This window comes from Agrobacterium sp. LR_9, assembly GCF_041954855.1.
Classification (GTDB): domain Bacteria; phylum Pseudomonadota; class Alphaproteobacteria; order Rhizobiales; family Rhizobiaceae; genus Agrobacterium; species Agrobacterium leguminum.
Genome location: NZ_JAVAYA010000015.1, coordinates 57,386 through 80,860, shown reverse-complemented (window position 1 = coordinate 80,860; position 23,475 = coordinate 57,386). Strand labels below are relative to the sequence as shown.

Annotated in this window: 26 protein-coding genes; 7 read left to right on the top strand and 19 right to left on the bottom strand. The window is 56.4% G+C overall.

The window, feature by feature from the left end; genetic code table 11:
* Positions 1-53: 53 nt before the first annotated feature.
* From RAC79_RS17475 to RAC79_RS17455, 5 genes are all read right to left on the bottom strand, one after another.
* Positions 54-401 carry a c-type cytochrome gene (locus RAC79_RS17475; protein ID WP_374997417.1) on the bottom strand — a complete coding sequence of 116 codons (348 nt, stop codon included), beginning with the start codon at positions 399-401 and terminating at the stop codon, positions 54-56.
* Between the two features lie 134 nt (positions 402-535).
* On the bottom strand, positions 536-1,054 hold the full coding sequence (locus RAC79_RS17470) for a MarR family winged helix-turn-helix transcriptional regulator (protein ID WP_374997368.1): 519 nt from the start codon (positions 1,052-1,054) through the stop codon (positions 536-538).
* A gap of 48 nt (positions 1,055-1,102) precedes the next feature.
* Positions 1,103-1,582 (bottom strand): hypothetical protein, encoded by a 480-nt coding sequence (locus RAC79_RS17465; RefSeq protein WP_374997367.1) that lies wholly within the window; start codon positions 1,580-1,582, stop codon positions 1,103-1,105.
* A gap of 193 nt (positions 1,583-1,775) precedes the next feature.
* Entirely contained in the window at positions 1,776-1,934 is a 159-nt protein-coding gene (locus tag RAC79_RS17460; RefSeq protein ID WP_374997366.1) for a hypothetical protein, read from the bottom strand.
* Between the two features lie 29 nt (positions 1,935-1,963).
* Positions 1,964-2,437 carry a nucleotidyl transferase AbiEii/AbiGii toxin family protein gene (locus RAC79_RS17455; RefSeq protein ID WP_374997416.1) on the bottom strand — a complete coding sequence of 158 codons (474 nt, stop codon included), beginning with the start codon at positions 2,435-2,437 and terminating at the stop codon, positions 1,964-1,966.
* Between the two features lie 469 nt (positions 2,438-2,906).
* On the opposite strand from RAC79_RS17455, the gene RAC79_RS17450 reads away from it, so the two are divergent.
* Positions 2,907-3,293, top strand: a complete 387-nt coding sequence (locus RAC79_RS17450; RefSeq protein WP_060726621.1) for a RidA family protein — start codon at positions 2,907-2,909, stop codon at positions 3,291-3,293.
* A gap of 36 nt (positions 3,294-3,329) precedes the next feature.
* Here the strand turns inward: RAC79_RS17450 and RAC79_RS17445 are convergent, their stop codons facing one another.
* From RAC79_RS17445 to RAC79_RS17420, 6 genes are all read right to left on the bottom strand, one after another.
* The gene (locus tag RAC79_RS17445; protein WP_374997365.1) at positions 3,330-3,920 is read right to left on the bottom strand and encodes an NAD(P)H-dependent oxidoreductase; all 591 of its coding nucleotides are present in this window, start codon (positions 3,918-3,920) and stop codon (positions 3,330-3,332) included.
* The gene (locus tag RAC79_RS17440; protein ID WP_374997364.1) at positions 3,920-5,326 is read right to left on the bottom strand and encodes an FAD-binding oxidoreductase; all 1,407 of its coding nucleotides are present in this window, start codon (positions 5,324-5,326) and stop codon (positions 3,920-3,922) included. The genes RAC79_RS17445 and RAC79_RS17440 overlap by 1 nt, the downstream gene beginning before the upstream one ends.
* A gap of 3 nt (positions 5,327-5,329) precedes the next feature.
* Positions 5,330-6,646 carry a cytosine deaminase gene (locus RAC79_RS17435; protein WP_374997363.1) on the bottom strand — a complete coding sequence of 439 codons (1,317 nt, stop codon included), beginning with the start codon at positions 6,644-6,646 and terminating at the stop codon, positions 5,330-5,332.
* Positions 6,646-7,440, bottom strand: a complete 795-nt coding sequence (locus RAC79_RS17430) for an ABC transporter permease (RefSeq protein WP_374997362.1) — start codon at positions 7,438-7,440, stop codon at positions 6,646-6,648. The genes RAC79_RS17435 and RAC79_RS17430 overlap by 1 nt, the downstream gene beginning before the upstream one ends.
* On the bottom strand, positions 7,437-8,264 hold the full coding sequence (locus tag RAC79_RS17425; protein WP_374997415.1) for an ABC transporter ATP-binding protein: 828 nt from the start codon (positions 8,262-8,264) through the stop codon (positions 7,437-7,439). Before RAC79_RS17425 ends, RAC79_RS17430 begins: the two co-directional genes overlap by 4 nt.
* A 98-nt stretch (positions 8,265-8,362) precedes the next feature.
* Complete coding sequence (locus RAC79_RS17420; RefSeq protein WP_374997361.1) at positions 8,363-9,379, bottom strand: ABC transporter substrate-binding protein; 1,017 nt, start codon at positions 9,377-9,379, stop codon at positions 8,363-8,365.
* 184 nt (positions 9,380-9,563) lie between these two features.
* On the opposite strand from RAC79_RS17420, the gene RAC79_RS17415 reads away from it, so the two are divergent.
* Positions 9,564-10,535 (top strand): LysR family transcriptional regulator, encoded by a 972-nt coding sequence (locus tag RAC79_RS17415; protein ID WP_374997414.1) that lies wholly within the window; start codon positions 9,564-9,566, stop codon positions 10,533-10,535.
* Here RAC79_RS17415 and RAC79_RS17410 read toward each other — a convergent pair.
* Positions 10,523-11,320, bottom strand: coding sequence for a creatininase family protein (locus tag RAC79_RS17410; protein WP_374997360.1), 798 nt, complete (start codon positions 11,318-11,320; stop codon positions 10,523-10,525). The genes RAC79_RS17415 and RAC79_RS17410 overlap by 13 nt on opposite strands.
* A gap of 642 nt (positions 11,321-11,962) precedes the next feature.
* Positions 11,963-12,862 (bottom strand): LysR family transcriptional regulator, encoded by a 900-nt coding sequence (locus RAC79_RS17405; protein ID WP_374997359.1) that lies wholly within the window; start codon positions 12,860-12,862, stop codon positions 11,963-11,965.
* Positions 12,863-13,013: 151 nt separating this feature from the next.
* On the opposite strand from RAC79_RS17405, the gene RAC79_RS17400 reads away from it, so the two are divergent.
* Together RAC79_RS17400 and RAC79_RS17395 are read left to right on the top strand one after the other, a co-directional pair.
* Complete coding sequence (locus tag RAC79_RS17400; protein WP_374997358.1) at positions 13,014-13,343, top strand: nuclear transport factor 2 family protein; 330 nt, start codon at positions 13,014-13,016, stop codon at positions 13,341-13,343.
* Complete coding sequence (locus tag RAC79_RS17395; RefSeq protein ID WP_374997357.1) at positions 13,340-14,119, top strand: SDR family oxidoreductase; 780 nt, start codon at positions 13,340-13,342, stop codon at positions 14,117-14,119. Before RAC79_RS17400 ends, RAC79_RS17395 begins: the two co-directional genes overlap by 4 nt.
* 50 nt (positions 14,120-14,169) lie before the next feature.
* Here the strand turns inward: RAC79_RS17395 and RAC79_RS17390 are convergent, their stop codons facing one another.
* A complete protein-coding gene (locus tag RAC79_RS17390; protein WP_374997356.1) occupies positions 14,170-14,631 on the bottom strand; it encodes a MarR family winged helix-turn-helix transcriptional regulator in 462 nt (153 codons plus the stop codon).
* 143 nt (positions 14,632-14,774) lie between these two features.
* On the opposite strand from RAC79_RS17390, the gene RAC79_RS17385 reads away from it, so the two are divergent.
* A complete protein-coding gene (locus RAC79_RS17385; RefSeq protein WP_374997355.1) occupies positions 14,775-15,569 on the top strand; it encodes an alpha/beta fold hydrolase in 795 nt (264 codons plus the stop codon).
* A gap of 314 nt (positions 15,570-15,883) precedes the next feature.
* Here RAC79_RS17385 and RAC79_RS17380 read toward each other — a convergent pair whose 3' ends face one another.
* From RAC79_RS17380 to RAC79_RS17360, 5 genes are all read right to left on the bottom strand, one after another.
* Complete coding sequence (locus RAC79_RS17380; RefSeq protein WP_374997354.1) at positions 15,884-17,086, bottom strand: alpha-hydroxy acid oxidase; 1,203 nt, start codon at positions 17,084-17,086, stop codon at positions 15,884-15,886.
* 82 nt (positions 17,087-17,168) lie between these two features.
* Positions 17,169-18,677, bottom strand: a complete 1,509-nt coding sequence (locus RAC79_RS17375) for a tripartite tricarboxylate transporter permease (protein ID WP_374997353.1) — start codon at positions 18,675-18,677, stop codon at positions 17,169-17,171.
* A gap of 30 nt (positions 18,678-18,707) precedes the next feature.
* On the bottom strand, positions 18,708-19,169 hold the full coding sequence (locus RAC79_RS17370; RefSeq protein WP_374997352.1) for a tripartite tricarboxylate transporter TctB family protein: 462 nt from the start codon (positions 19,167-19,169) through the stop codon (positions 18,708-18,710).
* Positions 19,166-20,128: a tripartite tricarboxylate transporter substrate binding protein gene (locus RAC79_RS17365; RefSeq protein ID WP_374997351.1), complete on the bottom strand. Its 963-nt coding sequence runs from the start codon at positions 20,126-20,128 to the stop codon at positions 19,166-19,168. Before RAC79_RS17365 ends, RAC79_RS17370 begins: the two co-directional genes overlap by 4 nt.
* A gap of 233 nt (positions 20,129-20,361) precedes the next feature.
* Complete coding sequence (locus RAC79_RS17360; protein ID WP_374997350.1) at positions 20,362-21,372, bottom strand: ABC transporter substrate-binding protein; 1,011 nt, start codon at positions 21,370-21,372, stop codon at positions 20,362-20,364.
* A gap of 126 nt (positions 21,373-21,498) precedes the next feature.
* Here RAC79_RS17360 and RAC79_RS17355 point away from each other — a divergent pair, with 126 nt between their 5' ends.
* On the top strand, positions 21,499-22,548 hold the full coding sequence (locus RAC79_RS17355) for an amidohydrolase family protein (RefSeq protein ID WP_374997349.1): 1,050 nt from the start codon (positions 21,499-21,501) through the stop codon (positions 22,546-22,548).
* Positions 22,545-23,465 (top strand): SMP-30/gluconolactonase/LRE family protein, encoded by a 921-nt coding sequence (locus RAC79_RS17350; RefSeq protein WP_374997413.1) that lies wholly within the window; start codon positions 22,545-22,547, stop codon positions 23,463-23,465. The genes RAC79_RS17355 and RAC79_RS17350 overlap by 4 nt, the downstream gene beginning before the upstream one ends.
* The last annotated feature ends 10 nt before the right edge of the window (positions 23,466-23,475 follow it).

Genomic DNA, 23,475 nt, shown 5'->3' with positions numbered 1-23,475 from the left:
CATCTTCCGGTTTTTGCACTGCTGGCGGCATGGGAATCTATCGATGAAAGAAATCAGTGCTCGAAGATCACCCTGGTCAGATACTCGTTCAGGTCCCGAAAATCGTTAACCGTCCACGCATGGGACGGTAGTTTTATACCGTTGGCTCGCAGGGTGTCAGGAATCAGATCTCCGTTCGGGCGGAGGATTACCGATGATACAATGACACCCGGGTAGTCGAACAGGCGCTTCCTGAACGTGGCAGTGGTGAGGTCTGGCGTAGGTGGAACACTTTTGTCTGCCAGCGGTCCCGTACCTTTGGCATCTGTTCCGTGGCATATGGCGCATCTTTCAGAATAGAGCCGCTTACCGTTTCCACCGTCGGCAGAAGCGGATGATCCCCCGTAAAGGAAGAGTGTCAAGGCAACTCCCGAAGCGACATATAATTCGAGAAAGCGGGATCGGTTAAATGCAGACAATGTGGACTGTCCTTGCTTCGTGTGATTCCCGTCAGGAGCAGCGTGTATGACTTGGGCGCGGTGGCCGGATGAAGTGACTACGATGTTTTCAACCTCAAGCCCGCAAGCAGCTTGATCGACAGGGCATTGAGTTGCTGCTGCTCCGCCACCGTTAACCCCACCAAAGCGAGACGCTCGTTTTCGACATGTTTTGCAAGCATGGTATCGATCAACGAGATGCCTTTCGGCGTCAGCGCCACCAGTACGCCGCGTCGATCGGTCGGATGGCGTCGCCGCTCCACCAGACCTTCCCGCTCGAGTCGGTCAATGCGAGCCGTCATCCCTCCGGAGGACAGCATGGCGGATTCATAAAGCCGGGTAGGGGTAAGTTCGTACGGCGCACCTGAGCGACGCAGCGTTGCCAGAACGTCAAACTCGCCGCTTTGCAAGCCATGCTCCATAAAAAACGGAGTGAGGCGATCACGCATGATGAGCAGCGTGATTTCGCCCAGGCGCCCGAGTAATTCCATCGGAAAGGGATCAATATCCGGACGCTCTTTCCGCCATTGCTCGGCTGCTGCGGAGGCAGCGTCCAGATTGTTGATGGTATGACTCATTAACGTATCTCGAATTCAAGAAGCCTGTTGGAAAGAGAGTAGCATGTATTAACGTTGTGCTCGCGCGGGTCGCAAGCCCGGCTTTCGTGAGCCCGGCTTCATGTCGTGAGGGCATTGCCCCAGGAACGTTGCTTCGACAATTGAGGAAAAGCTGTCCTCTTTACCATCAAGTCCCGTGAACAAAACAACGAATGCGTACCGGTAGTGTTTCTGAAAATCACCGTCATACATCACGGTGAGCTTTGTTTCGCCCGTCGCGGGGGAGTGGCAGGTCGCTCGCAATTCCCCGGCTGCGCGGTCCGTTTCGCTGTCGGTTGTTTTGCACTCCTGCTCAAATCCCTTCCAGAAATCGGTGTCTATAAAGTGGGTGTTTGTATCGTCAACGCAAAGAGAACCGTTGATGAACGGATTGTCCGGAGATTCGAACGCCCACAGGCCCGATTGCCGCTTTGGCAGTTCGGTAGCGGTTACTCCAGTGACGACACACAGGGTCGCAGGGACGCAATATGCAAGGGTCTTCAAAAGCATGCTGATTTGGTCCGTTGGTTCATACTCGGCCAACGCTCTTTTTTGATGTTGCCCTTCAGAAAACTTTCGATGCCTTCAATCATGCATATATCTTGATGTCAAGAATCTTTTCAGAAAGTGAATTATAGGGTGCTCCGGCTTCAAGGTGTGCTGCGCGAAACCTGACACCCGACCTTTACTTCCAGAGTGCTTCTCACAATTGCCGTCGTTGCCATCGCGCCGAATTTGCGGCTGGCGCTTGCCTGGACAATGCGGCCTTAAGCGTTTCTTCGGTCAGAGCCTTGGCGAGATCTGTCGGAAGCAGCGGGCCCATGTCGGTGAAGAAGCCCGGATTGACGAGTTTCTGGAACATGCGCTGTTGCGCTTCGGCTCTGGAAATCGCTACCTCTCCTTTTCAAGGTAGAGCAGAAAACACTCGACGATCCTGGCCGAGTTCAGCCCCTCGAACACTCTGAGCGCGTAGTCGAGGTCGAACAGATCGCGGCCCCTGTTGCGTTGAAGCAAGGCACGCAGCTTGGTCGCCAGCATTTCTTCCCGAGAGAAGGTCGGGATTGCGGCCTTTCCGGTGAACCATGGATTTTCGACACCAAAAGGAATCTCGATAGGTGGATCGTAAGCTTCACGCACGCGCGTGTTGATTTCGATCTTGACTTTTATCGGACCGGGAGAAGCCTTGTCTTCGGCTTCGACAGCGTATTTAAGTTTGGGCGCAACCGGGCTTTGATCGAAACGCGGCTTGCCCAGCCACGGATCGAGAACGTCCTGCAGATGCTCCAGTAACGGGCGGATAGGACCGGCAGTCGTCCTCACAAGGTCAATGTCTTCCGAATAGCGCAGTGGCTTGGGGAAGTGCAGCTTGTTGAGCGCAGTGCCGCCACGGAGGCGCAGTTCGTCCCGCAGGAACGGATCGGAGAAGATGGGGACAATCGCACGGCTGATAATGAGATCCTGCTCGACTTGCCGTTAACTCGCCCACGGCACCACATCATTCCAGGCGGTGATGTAGTCCTGCGGGATCATTCGTCGATCTCCGGCGGCCGGCGATTAGAAATGGTCATTCAAATAGGCCTGCCAACCGTGGCAGATTAACGATAGGGTCGGTGGTTCTGATCTTATCAAGAGCGTGCGCCTTAAATTACCTCGTCGGTCGATATGATGTTGCCAAGACGATCCGCCATGCATATTTGTTTTTCGCAAGCGATCGACCGCAGTTCGATAGCAAACTCGACCAATTGAGTATTATAGCTTCCGTCCGACTGACGTGGATTGAAGTATGGGATAAGCCGAGCTGGCTTTGTCTCACCATCATCAAAAGAAGTGCAACATGAAGCGTGTTTTCAATCCTCCCTGCGTGCGCCAACCATTCGGCGCTTATAATCACGGATTGCTGGTGGAGCCCGGTGCGAGTCTGCTTGTCACATCCGGGCAACTGGGGATTGGCCCGGATGAAAGGGTCCCACCAGACGTCTCTTCACAAGCAGAACTGTGCTTCAAGGCGATTGGCGCCATTTTGGAGGAGGCGGGCATGACATATGCGGATGTTATACGCATCTCCGGTTTCGTTACCAAGCGCGAGGACTTTCCAGCCTATATGGCTGTTCGTGATCGTTTTACCCTTGATCCTAAGCCGGTTTCGACCTTGCTTGTGGTAGGCGGTTTCACCCGCGAGGAATTCCTTGTTGAGGTAGAGGTTACTGCCGCCAAGGTTTAGGGGATGTTCAAAAGGTCATAATTTTTAACGCATTTTCTAGAGACGCCGCATTTCCGCACGGACTTTTGCCAAAAATCTGGTGCGGCTCTGAACAGTGCAGTTATTCATGTCATAATGCGCGAGATAGGTGACGCCCCTTGCCGGTCTGGCGACCGCGCGCAGCACGCGCGTCGCCATCTTGCGAGGCGGGTCGCCAGCAAGTAAAGCACGCCAGCGATTTCCCCCATAGGTCGTCACCACAACGATTTTCTTGATGTTGGTCAGCTTGCGGGTGAGTTTACCCCGGTCGCCTTCATCCATATCGAAGGTGACACCCGGCAGCCAGACGCGATCAAAATAGCCTTTGAGAATAGCTGGCCATCCGAAGTTCCAGACGGGTGTCACAATCACCAGCGCATCGGCGGCGCGCAACCGTTCGACATATGAGCGCACCGGCTCGATATTCGTTGGCACCGTGTGGTAGCCAAGGCGCTCATCGCGTGTCAGCACGGGGTCAAAGTTTTCCGCGTAAAGATCACAATCGTCCACCTCATGTCCCGCTTGGCGCAGAGTGTGAAGGGCCTCGACATGCAAGGCCGAGCCGAAGCTTGATTCAACCGGGTGAGAGTGGAGCAGCAAAATCTTCATCAACCACCCGCTTCTGCCAAACCGGGGAAGAGATAGTTCTTGCCGCTTTTGAAGTCGAAGTCGGGATTTTCCCAAGCGATCATCTTGCCAGGGTTGAGCAGGCCGTTAGGATCGGTTTCCTTTTTGAAGGCGAGCTGAACCGTGTCCGTCTGCTTCATCCCGCCTTCCTCCAGCGTGTAGCGGTGTGGATTGAAAATCGGGCAGCCATTGTCCTGATGGATCCTTATTATCTCCTCCAGCCGCTCCTCCGTGGTGAAGCGCACGAGCGGTAGGCCGGAGCATTGGATGCGACCGTCGAATTTGAGGAACTCCAGGTGCCCCGGAACTTCATCGCCGAAAATCCCGGTCATCTTTTGAACTTTGGCAACGTGATCGGGACCCGGATATTGCACCTGAAGATAAGTGAAGCTCGGGTCAACCTTCAGAGCGCGCAGCGTTGTGTGGTTCCAAGCGAGTTCATAGGCATGAGGGATGCCTTTCATGCTTTCAACCTTGTCGGAACGGAACAGTATTTCGCCGCGTTGCCGTTCGGTGAAAGCGGCAAAGGCATCCATGGATTGGGGTGCGACCATGAACACGCAAATCGACTGGCCCCGATGGCGAATGAATGGTTTGTGTCGCGGAAAATAATCATAGGGGATGGGTGCCGCAATCGGCGCAATTTCCTTGACCAGAATACCGTTTTTATGGGCAACAGCATCGCCAAGCCGAACCGCGTCCATGTAGTCGTCGTAGCCGACGAGAACGTCCACCCAGTCATAGGCCGGGGCCAACGGCATCTCCACTTCGACGATAATCCCGTTTGTGCCATAGGCATGGGTCACTTTTTGGAGGTCCCAAGCCGTAAGATCAAGTACGCGGGGCTCGGCTTCCATGGTGACGACGCGCAAGCGAAGGATGTTACCCAGGTCACGTAACCCACCCCAATGGATGGAGCCGACACCGCCGGAACCTCCAGCGATAAAGCCACCGATCGTCGCTGATTGGGCAGTGGACGGGTGGAAGCGCAGTTCCTGATTGGAATGCGCTCTTGTCTGGCGATCCAGCTCAGCGATGACAATGCCAGGTTCTGCGATGACGCGGCCGCGATGGATTTCCTTGATCGCATTCATATTAATGAGATTGAGGACGATACCACCTGAAAGCGGCATGGCCTGGCCGTAATTGCCGGTACCGGCGCCGCGCGGCGTCACGGGTACGGAATGGGCGTAGGCAACCTTGAGGGTCTGGATGATCTCCTCGACCGATTTCGGTGAAACGATCAGGTCGGCGGTAACATTGTCGAGCTGCCGTTTCAGAACGGGGGAATACCAGTAAAAATCCCGACTTTTCTGGCGTACGAGGGCAGGATTGTCTTCCGTTGCAATGCCTTCGAGTTCTTTCTTGATCTGCGCATAGTCGGCCATATGTCACTCTTTCATAAGAATGGGATCTAGGTCTCGGTAGTCCGGTAGGCGGCTGTCGATGCTCTTGCCATTGCGCATCACGATGCGGTCTCCCTGCGGACGGGATAGAAATTCGCTCCAACGGCGAGCCGTAAACAGGACCAGATCGGCGGGAAGGCCAGCACCAATGCGGCCAACATCCCGTCGACCCAGGATGTCGGCAGGTGTCGTGGTCACGACGCGCGCAACGCCATCGATCGGATGGTCGAGATGGAGAATGCGCACCGCTTCTCGCAGCACCTCGACGCAGTCGAGGTCGCCATAGGCATAGAATGGATCGCGAGTGTTATCGGAGGCGACGGCAATGGCCACGCCGGCGCTTGCGAGTTCTTTGAACAAAGTCGTGCCACGCCAGCGCGGGGTGCGGCCCGCATGGCGGTCCTGGAGATACATATTGCACATGGGCAATGACACGACCGAGATGTTCGCCTTGGCGACCTTGTCGATGACACGCTTTACCGTGTCATCATCTTGGCGCGCCAGCGAGCAGCAATGACCGACGACGACGGAACCCTCAAAGCCGAGACGAAGTTTAGCGTCGGCAATGCCCTCCAGCGTCAGGACCTCGCGATCCTCTGTCTCATCGACATGCAGATCGATATCGAGGCCATTATCGGCAGCACTGCGAAACAGGATGTCGAGGATTTTATCGAAATCCGGCAGGAGGCGCGTCGCGCCGCCCAGCAGACCACCGTATTTTCTGGTGGTGGCGACGACGCCGTCGAAAACCGGTTTGTCTAGCACGCTCTCCAGTGGCAACAAGGCGACTGCCTGCAGGGCGATGCGATCTTTCCATTCCTGTCGAACCTCAGCGAACAGGGGAAAGGAGATATCCGTCTGCGGGGGAATGCTGTCCAGATGCGTTCGGATCAGCTTCGTGCCGTGCGAGTAAGCTGCCTTCAGTGAAAACTCCATGCGCGCACGAATATCGTCGTGCGACCAGTGAACCACGCGGTCGGCGCGCACATTGTCGAGGGCGCCCATGAACGTACCATCGGGGTTTGGCCTGCGATCCCAAACATGTCCCTTGTCCAAATGGGTGTGCATGTCGACAAAACACGGGAAGACCATGCCGCCGCGAAGGTCGGCCTGCGGCATGTCAGAGGGAGTGTCGCCCGCCGGTAAAACTACCTCGATCTTGCCGTCGGCGATCACGATGTCTGCGCAAACAAGGCCATCCTTCGCCTTACCTTGAAACCCTTCGACCGTCACCGAAGGTAATGTGGCATTCCTGAGTGCAAAACGATCCGCTTGCGGCAGCGCCATAAATGCATTTGTCATCAATTTTCTCTTTTCAGGCTGCTCTCGTGCCACCGGTGCAGGAAAAACCAGGAAATAGAAGAGGTTATGCAGAAGATGACGACGCCGAGCAGCGATAACAGCACCAGTGCAGCGAACAGTCTTGGAATGTTCAGCCGATATTGCGCCTCCAGAAGGCGGAACGCGAGGCCAGACCCGGCGCCTGCCGAACCCGCTGCGAATTCGGCGACGACAGCTGCGATCAGCGCAAGGCCGCCGCCAATTCGCAGACCGGTCATGAAGTAGGGCAGCGCTGACGGCAGTTTGAGGTGGATCAACGTTTGCCAGCGTGAGGCGCCGTAGAGGTCGAACAGGTTCAAGAGATTATGATCAACACTTTTCAGACCCTGCGCCATGTTCGACAGGATCGGAAAGAACGCGACGAGAAAGGCGCAGATCAGCAGAGCGATCTGGGTCGTCGGCGTGTAAATGAGGATCAGGGGTGCGATGGCCACGACGGGTGTGACCTGAAGAATGACCGTGATCGGATAAAGCGCGATCTCGATCCATTTCGACTGCACGAGAATGATCGCGATTCCCACGCCGCCGATCAGTGCCAGTGCCAGCGCCTGAAGAGTAATCTTGGTAGTCACCAGCAAGGCGGGGGACAGAGTTCCCCAGTCGTTATAAAGCGATTTTCCCACAGCAATCGGGCCGGGCAGAATGTATTGCGGAATTGCATAGGCGCTGATGATGGCTTGCCATATCAGGATCATCACGATTACCACGGCGACGGGTATTGTGAGACGTAAAGCCATATCGCGGTTGATAATCATGAGTGTCCTCCACCGTCCATGGCTTCGATCAGCATGTTGGACACCTTTTCGCAAGCCTGCCGATACTCTTCCGAGGTGCGATAATGGGCGTCTCTTTCCAGACTTGTGACGAGTGGAAAGTCCGCATGAACGCGGCCCGGTCTTGGCCGCATGATTACGATCCGATTGGAAAGGTAAGCGCTTTCAAAAACCGAATGGGTAACGAAGACGACGGCTATCCCGGTCTGCTTCCACAGGCGTAGCACGTCGTCATTCAGCTTTTGCCGCGTGATCTCATCAAGCGCGGCGAATGGTTCGTCCATCAGCAACAATTTTGGTTTCGTGACGAGCGCGCGCGCGATCGAAGTACGCATCTTCATGCCGCCGGACAATTCGCGTGGGTAAGCATCTGCAAAATCGCTCAGCCCAACGGTTTCAAGCGCTTTGGCTACGTCGTCCTTGGCAGCATTTTTGGAAATGCCTTTCAACTTCAATGGCAGATGGACGTTGCCGAACACCGTCTGCCAAGGCATCAGTGTCGGTTCCTGGAAGACGAATGAGATGTCGCCATCCGGCAGGCCTTTGGAATTGATGCGCGAACTCGGCCAATCGATCGTGCCTGATGTGGCGCTTCCGAGACCTGCGATGATCCGCAAGGCCGTAGACTTTCCACAGCCGGAAGGTCCAAGCAGGCTGACGAACTCGCCATTCTCAATGGTCATTGACACGCCTGACAGCGCCAGCGTTCCGTTCGAAAATTGTTTTGATACGTCCTGCATGCTGACCAGCGGCCGCTTGCGGCCTTCTTTACTGGCGGGCATTTTCGAAACTGGCGGTAATGTCATTGCATGGCCTTGGCAAACAGGGGCGTCTCGAATTACGGACAAACAGGATGACCACGGCTCACCCAAATGGGTGAGACACGTGATCCAATGGCTTCATGTCATTTCTTGAGAGCCATCCCAACGCCCTTGCACACGAACTTCGTCGTATAGGCCTGCTTGTAGTCGAGGTCGGCCGGTTCGACGCCAATCGCCACCATCTGATCAAAGAACGCCTTGTATCGTTCGTCCGTCATGCAGCCGATACCCTTCGTGGCTGCTTCGCCGGACTCGAGGATGCCGTATTCTTTCATCTTTGCGATAGAGTATGCGATCTGGCCGTCCGTCATCTCCGGATTGTCTTTTTTGATTAGATCATTGGCGGCCTTGTTGTCACCATAGAGGTAGTTGTACCAGCCCTCCAGCGTGGCATCGACAAAGCGCTGGACCATGTCGGGTTTTTCATCGACCGTCTTTTGCATCGCAGTGATCATTGTCGAATAAGGTGCATATCCCGAGTCGGCGAGCAGAAAGACCTTGGGCTTCCAGCCCGTCTGCTTTTCGATTTCATAGGGCTCCGATGTCAGGTAACCCTGCTGCGCGGATTGCTTGTCGGCAATGAACGGCGCGGGATTGAAGGTGTAGGGCTTGTACTGCTCTTCTTTGAATCCCGGGTAATTCTTCTTCATCCACTCGAAATAGGTGGCAAACCCTTCCTTGCCCATGAACACAGTGGTGAGCTTGCTCATATCCCCGAACGTCTCCACGCCAGTATCGGGGTGAGCCATCAGGACTTGTGGGTCCTTCTGGAAGAGGGAGGCGACACTAACGACGGGAATGCCTTCCTTTCGTGCATCCATATCGCCCAATTGGCCGCTCATGTAGAAATCGACCTTTCCGGCGAACAGTAGAGCGCGATTGGCGGCGTTGGGGCCACCTTGCACAATCGTCACCTTGAGACCATGCCGTTCATAGGTGCCATCGGCAACCGCCTGATAGAAGCCGCCATGTTCAGCCTGCGCCAGCCAATTGGTACCGTAGCTGACTTCGTCAAGCGCCGATGCCGGCTGTGCGTATAAAATTGCAGCACCCAGGCCCAATGCGACCAGATAGCTCTTTGTATCTGTGAATCTGAACATTTCGATCCGTTCCCCTGTTAACCGGCATTGTAGGCGTGCCAGCTCTCTTTCTTTCATTTGAGCGGTTGCCATGATCTTTGAAAAGCATCAAAATTCGTGCACATTGATGCCTTTACGGCATCGCTCGCCAATTGGGCCGCTGAAAATGGCAGCGCGCCTTAGAATTGAGCAAAGGACGGTCGACGTGCTTCATTCGAGAAAACTGCGTTACATTGATGAGATCGCCAGATGCGGGTCGATCCGCAAGGCCGCTGCCAGATTGAACGTCGCGTCATCCGCCATAAACCGGCAAATTCTGGCGTTGGAGGAGGAGTTGGGCGCGCCCATCTTCGAACGCATGCCGCGAGGATTGAGGCTAACAGCAGCGGGAGAATTGTGCATCGAGCATATCCGCGAAGTGCTCAAAACCTATGAGCGGATGGAAGCACGCATTCGCGGACTCAAGACACCGCAAGCTGGCAAGGTCTCGATGGTTGCGACGGTTGGACTTTCGGCTGGGCCGCTTCCGGAGATCATCGCGAGTTTTATCGCGCAACATCCGCGGGTGCATGTCCATCTGCGTAATGACGGCCCGTCGACCACGATTTCACCGGTATTGGCTGGTGAAGTAGATATCGGCCTCGGCTTCAACATTCCTGCTACTCCCGGTATTCGTACGCTCGCCAATTTCGATATACCGATTGGAGTCGTTATGCCGCCAGGGCACCGCCTTGCCGGAGAGGGGCCGATCGATCTTGCCGATGTCGCCCAGGAGCCTTTAGTTCTTGCACAATCGGGCACGAGTCTTCGTAACGTCATCAATCTCGCATTCGCCCCGCTTTCCGTCGCTGTCCAGCCCGTCGTGGAAAGCAACGCGTCCGATATGCTCAAGCGGCTGGTCAAGCTCGGAAGTGGGCTGACGCTGCTTAATCCGCTCGATGTTCAGGCAGAGTGCGAGCGCGGGGAACTTGTTTTCCGGCCATTGGCCGGCTCCCATTCCCGGCATCAACCGATGAAACTCTTCGCACGCTCTCGCACTTCGCTCGACACGGTTACAAGTCTTTTTGTGGAGTTTATATTGTCGCGACTGGTAGAACTTGTGGCGGAACTTGAAGCCAGGGGTCACGTGCCGCCACAGCGCCAACCGGACAAAGCCGAGGGCAGTCACATCACATAGAGGTTGTCCAGCGGATAGTCGGACAGGTCGCGCAACAATTCGATGAAACCTGTGACCTGATGGCGGCAGATGGCCGCGCCCTTGGCTGCGGTGCCTGCTGCCGCATTTCCGACTACGCCGTGCGGATTGAGATCATGCGCGATCCACGCCAGGGAATGGGGCGGTAGTGGCTGCAGCAGCCGCGACTGTTCTTTCATCCATTCGGCCTTCGACGTGAAATTCTGGGAGTGTTCCATCCGCACGAGATCAGGTCGAAAATGAAGCATCAACGATGTCTCGACATCTCCACCGTGAATGCCGAATTTCTGCTCATGCTCAGAGATCATGCCTTCGGGATTGCCGAAGCGGCCCCACTGAGTGCTAACGACCGCCATGCGATGTTTAACACGCAATTCGCGGGCAACAATGCTCATGACATCGACATTGCCGCCATGGGAATTGACGATCACCATCTTGCGAACACCCGCCTCAGCAACTTTCGTACCAATCGCCGTCCAGGCCTGAATGAGGATTTCTGGGCCTAGAGACAGTGTGCCGGGACCATAGACATGCTCGTTGGCCTTGCCGATTTCCTGCGTCGGCAAGACAAGGAAATCGATATCATCCGGTCGTAGAGCCTTCAGTTCCGCCAACATGCCGTTGGCGATTGCAACATCGGTGGCCACTGGCAGATGAGGGCCGTGTTGCTCGGTCGAGGCGATTGGCAATACCGCGATCGTTCGGTCTTCGGACAGGCTCGCAAAATCGAGCGTATTCAGTTCATTCCAGTAAAACGGCTTTGCCATTCTCGTCCCTGCTTTCGTCTTTTCCGACACAGGCGTAAGAGATGCACGGAGGCTCGAAAAGCATTAATTTCAGTCTGCCCTGATGCCTTTTTGTGTGCGCAGATACTCTGACCTGTCGGAAATCTGGAGGTTTCGGTTTTCGACCGGCGTGATAAAAGTAGTTTCGCGTATTTCTTCTTGGCGCCCCGCTCCTGCAGCCACGCATCTTTCAGCTTGGATAGTTGGGCCTCGTCTCCCCCAAGGGAGCTCAGCAGCAAAAACTGACACCCCAATCTCGGTGTGGCAGTAGGCGGGTTAGCCACCCACTACGCGTTTGCACGCGACCTGGGGTGCTTTTTTATGTCGCCTGGAATGCTCATTTTGCCTGCAGATAACGTACAGGCCATCAGGAGCCATTCAGGAATCCAGGCCGGGTGGAAGCAAACGACGCCATCCAGCGGCAGTGTCTACCGATATGGGAAGTTTGGCCCAGCTGCCATGCCGGGAGGCGATCATGATGAACTCATTAAGTTGGCACAGCGGCAACTCCAGCGAGAAGCTGATGCCTGGGAATTTTTAGCGAGCGCCAATCTCTAATTACGGTTCTTGGGTACATATCTGTTCAAGAACTCGAGCAGCCGATAGATAACGCGATCTGCCGAACTAGAAGCCCTTTGCGAATTCGCGAGCAGCTTGGATGAACGAGGTGAAGGCGGCCGGCGGGTTTTTTCTGCCCGGGTAATACAGCGCCAGCGGGGCCAACGCGGGTGTCCAGTCCTCCAGAACCCGGACCAGCCGCCCGGCTGCAATATCTTCACGCACGTCCGCCTCCATGACGTATCCGAGACCTACGCCGTTCTGCGCCGCGATCCTGACCAAACTCGACTCGTCAAGGGTGATCGAGCCCTGCACGTCAATTTGGACGGCTTTCCCATCCCTCTCGAATTTCCATCGGAACAGCGCGTTATTTGGAAGGCGCGCGCGGATGCATCGAAACCGGTAGAGGTCAGCCGGAACAGCCGGCCTTCCATGCGTTTGCAGGAATTCCGGCGATGCGACGACCGCATTGCTGCGCGTCAAGCCCAGAGGTACGGCGATCATATCGGCCGGGACGAGATCGGCCGGCCTGAGGCCGAGGTCGAAGCCGGCTGCGACGATATCGACGATCCGTCCCTCGGTGACCAGGTCGATATGGACCTGGGGATAGCGCTGTATGAACGAAAGGATGAGCGGCTCCATCACCTCGCGCGCTGCCGTGGCAAAGGCGTTGATGCGTAGCGTGCCGGTCGGGACCTCCTGAAGAGATTGAGCGGCCAGCATCGCATCGTGGATGTCCGTTACCGCCGGACCGACCCGTTCGACGAAGGTTTTTCCCGCATCGGTGAGCGAGACGCTCCGTGTCGTCCGGTTGAACAGGCGGATGCCGAGACGCTGTTCGAGCTTGGCGATGGCATTGCTCAAGGCCGTTGTGGAGATGCCGAGATCGAGCGCGGCCGCCCGAAACGATCCGAGGCGGGCGATACTAAGAACGGCATCAAGGTCAGCAAGAACGGATCTGGTCATGGTGTCACGCCATTGTCCCTCTTTTCGTAATTCCTCATCCTCATTTATCCGGATTATCCTGTCAATGATGATGGTCTACCTTTCACTCAGTCGATCTCAGGCGGAGGTCGAACGGTCGCCAATGAGGCCGCGAAAAGGACTGGAGAATCGAATGATGATCAAACTACCGAAGGCCATCGAAGCCTATTTCGAGGCAGACCGGACAGGCAGTCCGGATACGATTGCTGCCACCTTTACCGAGAACGGTATCGTGAAGGACAAGGGCAAGACGCACCGCGGACGCGACGCCATCCGTGAATGGATGGCTGATGAGGCCCAGCAGTACAGCTACACGGTCGAGCCTTTCCTGATCACCACGGAGAACGGCAAGACCCAGGTCACGGCGCACACTGCTGGCGACTTCCCGGGCAGCCCGATCGACTTGCGTTTTATCTTCGCCCTCGCGGGCGACAAGGTTGCTGAACTGGAGATCACCGTATGAGCGCGTTTCTTAATTTGGAGAGCCGTCGTACTCTCGTCACTGGCGGCACCGCGGGTGCTGGCGCAGCAACCGTGGCGCTGTTCAAGGAGTTTGGCGCGCGCGTACTTGCGACCGCTCGCAAGAAACCGGCAGACTTCTCCGGCGCGGCGTTCGTCGAAGCCGACCTGACCACCGTGGATGGTGTGCAGACAGTCGTCGATGCTGTTCACCAGGAGCTTGGCGGGCTCGATATCCTCGTGAACGTGCTAGGCGGCTCTTCGGCACCTTCCGGCGGCTTTGCGGCATTGACCGAAGAGGAATGGGAGAAGGAATTCAACCTCAACTTCTTCCCGGCTGTCCGACTCGATCGTGCTCTCGTCCCCGGCATGATCGCGCAGGGAAGTGGGGTCGTCATTCACGTGACGTCGATCCAGCGGGTTCTTCCGCTGCACCAGGCGACTACCGGCTATGCATCAGCCAAGGGCGCGCTCAACACCTACAGCAAGAGCCTTTCCAAAGAGGTTTCTCCCAAGGGCGTGCGGGTGGTGAGGGTTTCTCCCGGCTGGATCGCCGATTCGGGCTCCAACGGTCTCGCACTACGGATCGCGGAGGAAGCCGGCATCAGCTATGACGACGCTGTGCAGACGATCATGAACTCGCTGGGCGGCATACCGCTCGGACGACCGGCCAGGCCTGGGGAAGTCGCTGACCTGATCGCCTTCCTGGCCTCGGACCGAGCGTCATCGATTACGGGAACCGAGCATGTGATCGACGGCGGCACTGTCCCGACAGCGTAAGGGGATGCGGTGTTCTGGACGGTGGTCTCGCTGAAGTAGACCATTGCGGATCAGGCGGGTGGTTCCCACCCGCCGATCTGCGAATAGATCGCGTCGCGCAGAGACCGTACGTCGTGGTTCAAGGCAGCGAGTTGCGGGGGCGTTTGGGTCGAGGCTGCAAGCAAGGTATCGCTGAGGCAGCCCGCCTTGTGCCGCAAGGCCCGACCCTGGTCTGTCAATGCCACCAGAACCTGACGTTCGTTGCTCGGATTGCGGGTCCGGCGCACAAGCCCAGCGGCTTCGAGACGCTTCAAAAGAGGCGTCAAGGTGCTGGAGTCCAGAGCAAGCCGGTCGGCGATCGACACGACCGTCTGATCGTCTTGCGCCCAAAGGACGTTCAAGACGAGATATTGCGGGTATGTCAACCCAAGCTCGTCGAGGAGCGGCTTGTAGGCGCGCTGGATTGCAATGCCCGCTGTGTAAATCGCGTAGCACAGCTGGTCGCGCAGGGGCGGGGGATCATTGTGGGACATTTCGAACTCCTGTGAGGACCCTTATAAGTTAGATTATTGCAAAAACCAATATCGCGATAATAAAAACGTTGACGAGCACCGGTAAATATGGAAGCTTAATGTTATCGCAATAATTATTTCCGCGAAAATTAAAGGAGTGTGCCATGACAGGCAAAAAAACCATAACCATTACCGCGATCGCAGCTGCAGCCTCCCTGTCCGCCGCCTTGCCCGCAATCGCCGTTGACGCGCTGCCACAGGACCAAACCGTCAGAAACGTCGTTCTGGTTCATGGCGCATTTGCGGACGGGTCCGGCTGGAAGGGTGTTTACGACAACCTCACAAAGCGCGGTTATCGCGTTACGATCGTGCAGAACCCCCTGACGTCGCTGGCAGACGATGTTGCCGCTACAAAGCGTGCGCTCGAGCGGCAAGACGGTCCGGCCATTCTCGTCGGGCATTCCTGGGGCGGAACCGTAATCACGGAAGCCGGCATCGATCCCAAGGTTGCGGGCCTCGTCTATGTCTCGGCGCTTTCTCCCGATGCTGGCGAGACGACCGCTCAGCAATACGAGGGATTTGCGCCCGCGTCGGAGTTCGTTATCGAGATCACGAAGGATGGTTTCGGCTATGTCAGCCCGGAAAAGTTCAAGGCTGGCTTTGCGCACGACGTCAGTGATGCGGATGTGGCATTCATGCGGGATACCCAGGTTCCGATCAACATGTCGGCGTTCGGTACGAAGCTCGAACATGCAGCCTGGCGCACCAAGCCCAGTTGGGCTGTCATCGCAACCGAAGACAAGGCTTTCGACCAGTCCATGTTGATCCATATGGCCGAGCGGATCAACGCCAGGATCACCAAGGTGTCGGCAAGCCATGCCCTGTTTATGACGCAGCCGGCGGTCATTGCCGATACCATCGATCAGGCAGCAAAAGCCGTCTCTGCCGAAACGAAATGAGCCAATCAGGAGCCTTGGCAGGAAACATCCGGTCCTGCCAAGGTGTCTTACTACTGTCGTCCAAGGCTTCTGATACGTACTAAATTTGATGTGGCATCAGCGATGGTCGTCATCGCCTCGCGCTCTGCCTCGTTCAATGTTCGCGGCTTCACGTCGATAACATGGAACCGAGCATGAAGCCGTGCGGATCGTGAACCGGAGCGCCGGCATAGAAACGAAAGCCGAACGGCCCGACAGCGTTGGGTTCTCTGCAAGACCTTCGCTAAAGGTCCTCAAGCATTGTGAACTCATTGGCTATAGGATTAGACGTGAAGTTATCCGACCGCGGAGAAAAGATGCCTTATAGGTTGTTCATCGACAATTCCTTGGATTGAGGTCATCCCAAGCAAGCCCATGTCGCGTCGAAGTTCATCCTGCAAGATCGCGACCGCTTTTGCCACGCCCGCCTTACCATCCACGGCGGCTGCGTAGAGGAACGGCCGTCCGACGAAAACGAACTTCGCGCCCAAGGCTAGCGCTTTGACTATATCGGTTCCCCGTCTCACTCCGCCGTCCAACATCACTGGCACGGCGCCTTGCACTGCCTCGACGATATCGGGCAAGGCCACAAGCGGTGCTATGGCGCCATCCAACTGGCGTCCACCATGGTTGGAGACAATAATGCCATCCACCGCTTGCTCGACCGCTATTTTTGCGTCTTCCGGATGCAGGATACCCTTTACGACGAGGTTTCCTCCCCATGTCGCGCGAATTCGCTTCACATGCTCCCAGTCAAGATGTTCCTTCTTGCCGAAATCACGCATGACGTTCGAGGCAATGATAGGCGCGCCGCGCGTCGCATAAGAATTCTCGAAATGCGGAATGCCATGCATGAGGATGGTTCGCATAAAGGTCCCGATCATCCATGTCGGGTGGCTTATTCCTTCCCAGGCGAGATTAAGGCTCGGGCGTAGCGGCGTCGAGAACCCCGCCCTGACATTGTTTTCGCGATTAGCCAATACGGCGGTGTCCACAGTCAGGACCAGTGTTTTGAACCCTGCCTTGGCAACGCGCTGGATGAGTGGATCGATTTTGCCCTGTTCGCCCGGCAGATAGGCCTGGAACCAGGAGTGGGGAGCGGCGGCCGCCACATCTTCCAAAGGGATAAGCGAAGAGCCGCTCATGATCATCGGAATGTCGGCTTCCTTCGCCGCTTCTGCAAGAATCAGGTCACCGCGATAGGCCATCAAAGCGCTGATTCCCATCGGCGCAATACCGAATGGCGCTTTCCACTCTTCTCCAAACAGGGTGGTTGCAGTTGTACGGGCTGCGACGTTTCTGAGAACGCGAGGCCTAAAGCCCATCGCTTTGAATGAATCTGCGTTCATTTGAAGCGAGGCATTTCTTTCACTGGCACCCGCGATATAGCCGAACAACGGCTTTGGAAGGTGGCGCTTCGCCAGAGCTTCAAAATCATCAAGGCAAAGGACGCCTTTGAGCCGACGAGCGGAAAGTGTCGGAAACATCGGGTATGCCATTTGCCGTATCCCAGGATTTTAGAGAAGCAGGTGCTCCTCAGACTTTTCTGAAAGGACAAGGGCGCCTCACGGCGCCCCTGCTTTAGTCTTCGCTTGCCTCGAAAGCGGCTTTTCTGTTTTTACGGATCGTTGGCAAAATCAGGGTCAACAACATAAGGACTGTGACTGCCAGAAGCACGGCGCTGATCGGACGTTCGAAGAATACCAGCCAATCGCCCTGCGAAAGCAGCATGGCGCGGCGTAGATTCGTCTCAAGCAAAGGCCCAAGAACAAATCCCAGGAGGAGAGGCCCCGGTTCGCACTTGGCCTTGCGCAAGACGTAACCCAAGATCCCGAACAGGATGACCAGCGCAACATCGAAGCCGCGGTTGCTGACGCTGTAGACACCAACGCAGCAGAACAGCAGGATGGCTGGATACATAATGCGGTATGGGATTTGCAGCAGCTTCACCCATACACCAATCAGTGGCAGGTTGATAATGAGAAGCATCGCATTGCCGATCCACATCGAGGCAACCAGACCCCAAAACAGTCCCGGCTGGTTCTGAATAACGGACGGTCCGGGTGTGATACCGTGTATCGTCATCGCACCGAGCATCATGGCCATGATGGAGTTGGAGGGAATTCCCAGTGTAAGAAGAGGTATGAACGAAGACTGCGCACCAGCATTGTTCGCCGCCTCGGGTCCTGCAACACCGGCAATTGCACCGTGACCAAACTTCTCCGGCGTTTTGGACATGCGTTTTTCGACCGAATAGGCACTGAACGCGCTCAGTGTTGCGCCGCCGCCCGGCAGTACGCCAAGGATGGTGCCGACGCCCGTCCCGCGAAGAACGGTGCCCCAGCTCTCCCTGAACTCCTCACGCGTCGGCCAAAGGCGACCGATCTTGCTTTGGAGAACGCCCCGAACCTCTTTCGATTCGAGATTGGTTGCGATCTCCGCAATGCCGAAGAGACCGACGGCAATGACCACGAATTCAATACCGTCGTAAAGATCCGTCGATCCGAACGTCATGCGGGGCGAGCCACTATTGACGTCTATACCGACCATGCCAAGCACGAGGCCAAGGCAGACCATGCCAATCGCCTTGACAACGGAGCCATGCGCGAGAATCGTTGCCGCAAGCAGGCCGAAGATACACAGCGCTACATATTCCGCAGGCCCGAACGACAGAGCAAAGGATGAGAGTGTAGGACCCGCAACGGCCAGCGCAATCGTCGAGACAGTTCCCGCAAAGAACGAACCTAATGCCGCAATCGCCAGTGCCGCACCAGCCCTGCCTTTTCGGGCCATCTGGTATCCATCGATCGCGGTGACGACAGCCGAGGCTTCGCCGGGAAGGTTGACGAGGATCGCTGTTGTCGAGCCACCATACTGCGCACCATAAAAGATACCAGCCAGCATGATCAGCGCGCCAAGTGGCGGCAGGAAGAATGTGACGGGCAGAAGAATCGCGACGGTGGCCGTCGGGCCAATGCCAGGCAACACGCCGATCAGGGTGCCAAGAAGCGTCCCGATGAAGCAAAACATCAAATTTGTAGGTGTCAGTGCTTCGGAAAAGCCGAGCATCAAGACGTCGAGAAATGCCATCGAATTAATCCGATCAGAACAGGACGGCGATCACAGAGGCCAGATAGGCATCTGAACGCCAAGTCCGTAGATGAAGAGAAGCGCGCCGAGCGTGGTCAGGATCGCGGTCGAGACAAAGATTTCCCGCCATCGTGATTCAGGGTCAGCAAGACTTCCGACGACAAGAAGCCAGACGGTTGCGACGACGAAGCCAAGGACTTCAGCAGCGAAAGCAAATCCCGCGATGCCCACGACCAGAATGATGAGCGGCTTGGGGTTGACGGCGTCGAGCGCTTCGTGGGGCTTCATCAAAGCCTTGATGAGAACAATCGTCCCGATCAGTGCGATTATGATGCAGAGCGACCTTGGCAGAAAGCCCGGCCCCATCATCGCCGGTGTGCCGTATGACAGGTCACGCCCGGCCCAAAGGCCAAGCGCTCCCAGAAACATCATCACACAACCGGCAAGAATATCGGGAAAGTCCCGGCTATTGGTTGCAGGCTTCATGCTCATTGCTGCACCCATGGGGTCTTGTTCCAGATTTCCTGGAAGCGGGCGAGGCGGTTTGGCATTTCCTTTTCCCACTCCGGGCCGCTCAGGTAAGCCAACGGCAGTGCCATTTGCTTGGCCTGCTTCTGGAACTCGGGATTGTCGAGAGTTGCCTTGACCGCCGCAGCAAAGCGATCGGCGATTTCAGCCGGAACCTCGCGGGGTGCAGCAATGCCGCGTTCGGATGTCATCTCAACGTTGAGGCCGGATTCGATGGCCGTCGGCACGTCAGGAAGCTGCGGCGAACGTTCTTTGCCGAAAGTGTTGGTCATGCGCAGGCCCGACGTGTCGTTGCCAGCAAACTCGCTGACGTTCAGGCCGCCGCCAGTCACTTGAGATCCGAGGATCGCCGTGCGCGTTTCGCCAGCTCCATTGAACGGAACATGTGTGACCGTTGTGCCGGACTCCGCGCCAAGAAGGATTATCGCCAGGTGGTCGTCGGTACCGATACCGGAGGAGCCATAGGATACAGCGCCGGGCTTTGCCCTGGCAGCAGCTATGTAATCAGCAAGCGTTTTGATTTCGGAGGCTGCCGGCACGACGATTGCTGCCGGATCGTCAACGATACGCGCGACGGGCTTGATCGTCTTTGGGTCATAGCCGAGCTTTCTCTGTACCTGCATGGAAAGGAAGCCGGGCGTATTGATGTAGGAGAAGGTGTACCCGTCAGGCTTTGCCTTCGCGAGCGCCGTATATGCGATTTCACCAGATGCACCCGGACGGTTTTCAATGACGATATCGGCGCCAAGTTCCTTTTCGAGGAACGGCTGCATCGCGCGCGCCATGACATCGGTGCTGCCGCCGGGTGCGAAGGCCACGATCATCTGGATTGGACGATCCTTGGGCCATTCGGCGTGGGCGAGTTGGACCGAGGCGCTAAGCGCCGCAACGGCGAGCGAGACAGCGAACAGGTTTCGTTTCATATCCAGTCCTCCTTTGGATGGTGGCCGCCAATTGGTGCGAAGGCGTGTTTCGCCTGCGGGCGCCTGGCGACCGGTCAAGAGCTGCTTTGGTAGTGGTTGAACAAAGGAACGGGCGCCTTGCGCGTGAGCACGTACATCCGGCGCCGATATTTTTGAGAGTTTCTCAGACGTCGCGTCGATCAGTTGAAGCTATGTGCCGAGACTTCGCGTTATGCGTTGTCGCTGGTCCAATCTCACGTGCCCTGGCCCGTTGCGACAGGTTCAAAGAACACGTCTTGCCACCGAGCCAGTTTCGACTTCAACAGGCCTGTTTCAGTCATGAAGTCTGCGAAAATCATCACACCTTTAGGGTGGACACCCCACTCGTCTTTTACCGTCTCCAGCATTTTTTGGATCTGATCGGCATTCAGAGGCGATTTTTCCGAACCGAGAAATATGTCGGCTGCTTCCTTCGGGTTCTCGCGGATGAAGTTGTCGGCCTCTTCGATCGCTGCGACGATGGCGAGTGATGCATCCTTGCGCTCGTCGATGAACTTGCCTGTGGTTGCGAGCAATCCGCTCGTAACCTTCTGCCCGAGATAGTCGGAGAAGTTGAAAAGCTTGTGGATCCTGGAGTGGGCTTCAAGGGCATCGCTATAAGGATGTGGGGCAACATAGGCGCTGATGGTTCCACCGGCGAGAAGGCCGCTGGTTGCATCCGGATGTGGCAACTGCACCATCATCGTATCGAAGTGCTTTGCGTCCCCGAATGCCTTCTTTGCTGCCATTCGCACGAGCAGACCCTGCTGGCCGGTCGTCGATGTGACGGCGATCCGGTCATTGGCCCCGAGATCCTTCAGATCCTTGATTTCGGACTTGTTGGTGTAAAAGCCGTTGTCACCTGCGACGAGAGCTGCAAGTCCGCGAATCTTGATTGACGTCTTGGTCTTTTCAGCAGCGATCAGCATGCCGGGCAGACCGTAGGCGCCGATGTCGATGGTGCCGCTGATCAACGCGTCATTGATCGCCGGCGCCCCGCTGATTTTTTTGATTTGCACGCTTGTGTTGATGCCTTTGGCAGCCAACTGCTTCGAGAAGAAGCCCTTTTGATCCGCGACGACAACAGGCAAATAGGCGTAGCCATACTGGATCGCAATCGAGATCGGTTTTTCTTCCGCGGCTCTCGAGACATTGGGTAAAACTGTGAAGATCGACAACGCGGCGATGGCAGCCAGAGCTGCTCGCCGATGAAGTTTCTGTTGCATACTTCCTCCCGAAGTGCTTTTTGAAACGGCGTTGCAAAAATAATGAAGTCATCTCGACTGCGCTGTCAACCGCTTTTTCACATCACTAACGATTGCAGCAGCCGCTATTGAATTCGAGGAGGAACGATGGCTGGACATTCACCCCACATTGCCGTGCGTGAGGACTGGCTCTCACTGGAACAGGAAGAAGTTCTTTTCCCGGAGATGCCGATCGTCGATCCGCATCATCATCTTTGGGACAGGCCCGGTCAGCGATATCTGTTTGACGAACTGCTTGCCGATGCCCGGCAGGGCCATCGCATCCAGGCAACGGTTTTTGTTCAGAGCAGGTCCATGTACAATGTCGACCAAAAGGATGATCTTCTGAAACCTGTGGGCGAAGTCGAGTTTGCCAACGGCGTGGCCGCGCGGTCCGCTTCGGGTCTCTATGGATCATTCAGGGCTTGCGCGGGGATCGTCGGGTCGTGCGATCTGATGGCCGGTGACCGGATCGAGGCGGTTCTTGATCGCATGACGGCTGTTGCCGGAAAGCGTTTTCGAGGCATCCGCAATCAGACGGCCTGGCACGGGGATCCGGCGATTGCGACTAATCCTGTTCCACCGGTGAAAGGCCTTCTTTTGGACCCGGCTTTTCGCGACGGCGCTCGACGTCTTGGAGTGCGGGGTCTGACATTGGATGTCTGGGCCTATCATACCCAGCTCGCAGAATTCGAGAATCTGGCGCGCTCCTGCCCGGATACGACGATCATCCTCGACCACCTTGGCGGGCCGCTCGGTGCGGGACCCTACAAAGGACAGCGCGCCGAAGTGCTGGCCGACTGGTGCGCTTCCATGGAGAGGATCGCGGATCTGCCGAACGTTTGCGTCAAGCTGGGCGGCCTGGCAATGGGAGCTGGCGGATTCGACTTCCATCTTTCCGAGCGGCCGCCGTCCTCCGAACTGCTCGTGGCGGCTTGGGACCCGTATATTTCCTTCGCGATCGAACGCTTCGGCACAAAACGCTGCATGTTCGAGAGCAATTTCCCGGTAGACAAGGGCATGGTTTCCTGCCGGTCGCTGTGGAACGCCTTCAAGCGCTTGTCCCAAGATTTTAGCGCGTCCGAAAAGCAGGATCTCTTCTTTTCGACGGCTGCCCGGGTCTACGATCTTGCCATCGAACCGGAAGGAGAGTTCTGATGTTCTTTGCACCCCCTCCAACCATTAATACGGAAATCTTTTCACGAATGCCGGATCGCTTCCGGCAACCGCGCGAGACGCGCTGGGCTGACGTCAACCGTTCCGGCATGGCGATTGATTCATTCCTCGAGGGGCCATGTTTCGATAGCGAAGGCAATCTGTACGTCACCGACATTCCGTTTGGGCGGATATTCCGGATCGCGCCCGACGGAGAGTGGGATCTGGTCAGCGAATACGATGGTTGGCCGAACGGCATGAAGTTTCATAGTGAAAACACGATCTATATCACAGATTACAAACGCGGAATTCTTCAGCTCGACGTCGCAACAGGTGGAGTATCACCAGTCATTGAAGAGTATTTTTCAGAGGGCTTCAAGGGCGTCAACGATCTGGTCTTTGCTGCCAATGGTGATCTCTATTTCACCGATCAGGGGCAGAGTGGCCTGCATTCGCCAACCGGTCGGGTTTTCCGCTGGTCTTCGGCGGGGAAGCTGGACTGCGTCCTGTCCGGTATCCCCAGTCCGAACGGAATCGTCATCGCCAGAGACATGGGTTATCTGCTCGTTGCAGTCACGCGTGCACAGCAGATCTGGCGCGCTCCTCTGCATGACGGCATCGCAACCAAGGTGGGCGTTTTTCTGCAGTTGCATGGTGGCATGGGCGGACCGGATGGTCTTGCTCTGTCGGAAAACGGCGAACTCTTCGTTGCCCACACTGGATTTGGCTCGATTTGGCATGTGTCCGGTGTGGCAGAACCGCTGCATCGAATTAGGTCCTGCGCCGGGATGTCGACCACCAACCTGGCCTTCGACCCGAAGGATCGCCATGTCGTTTATATCACGGAATCGCAGACCGGCAGTATCTTGAGGGGAAGGCTACCGGTTCGGGGCGCGGAATTGTACATGGCCCGTGGGTAGGCTAACGATG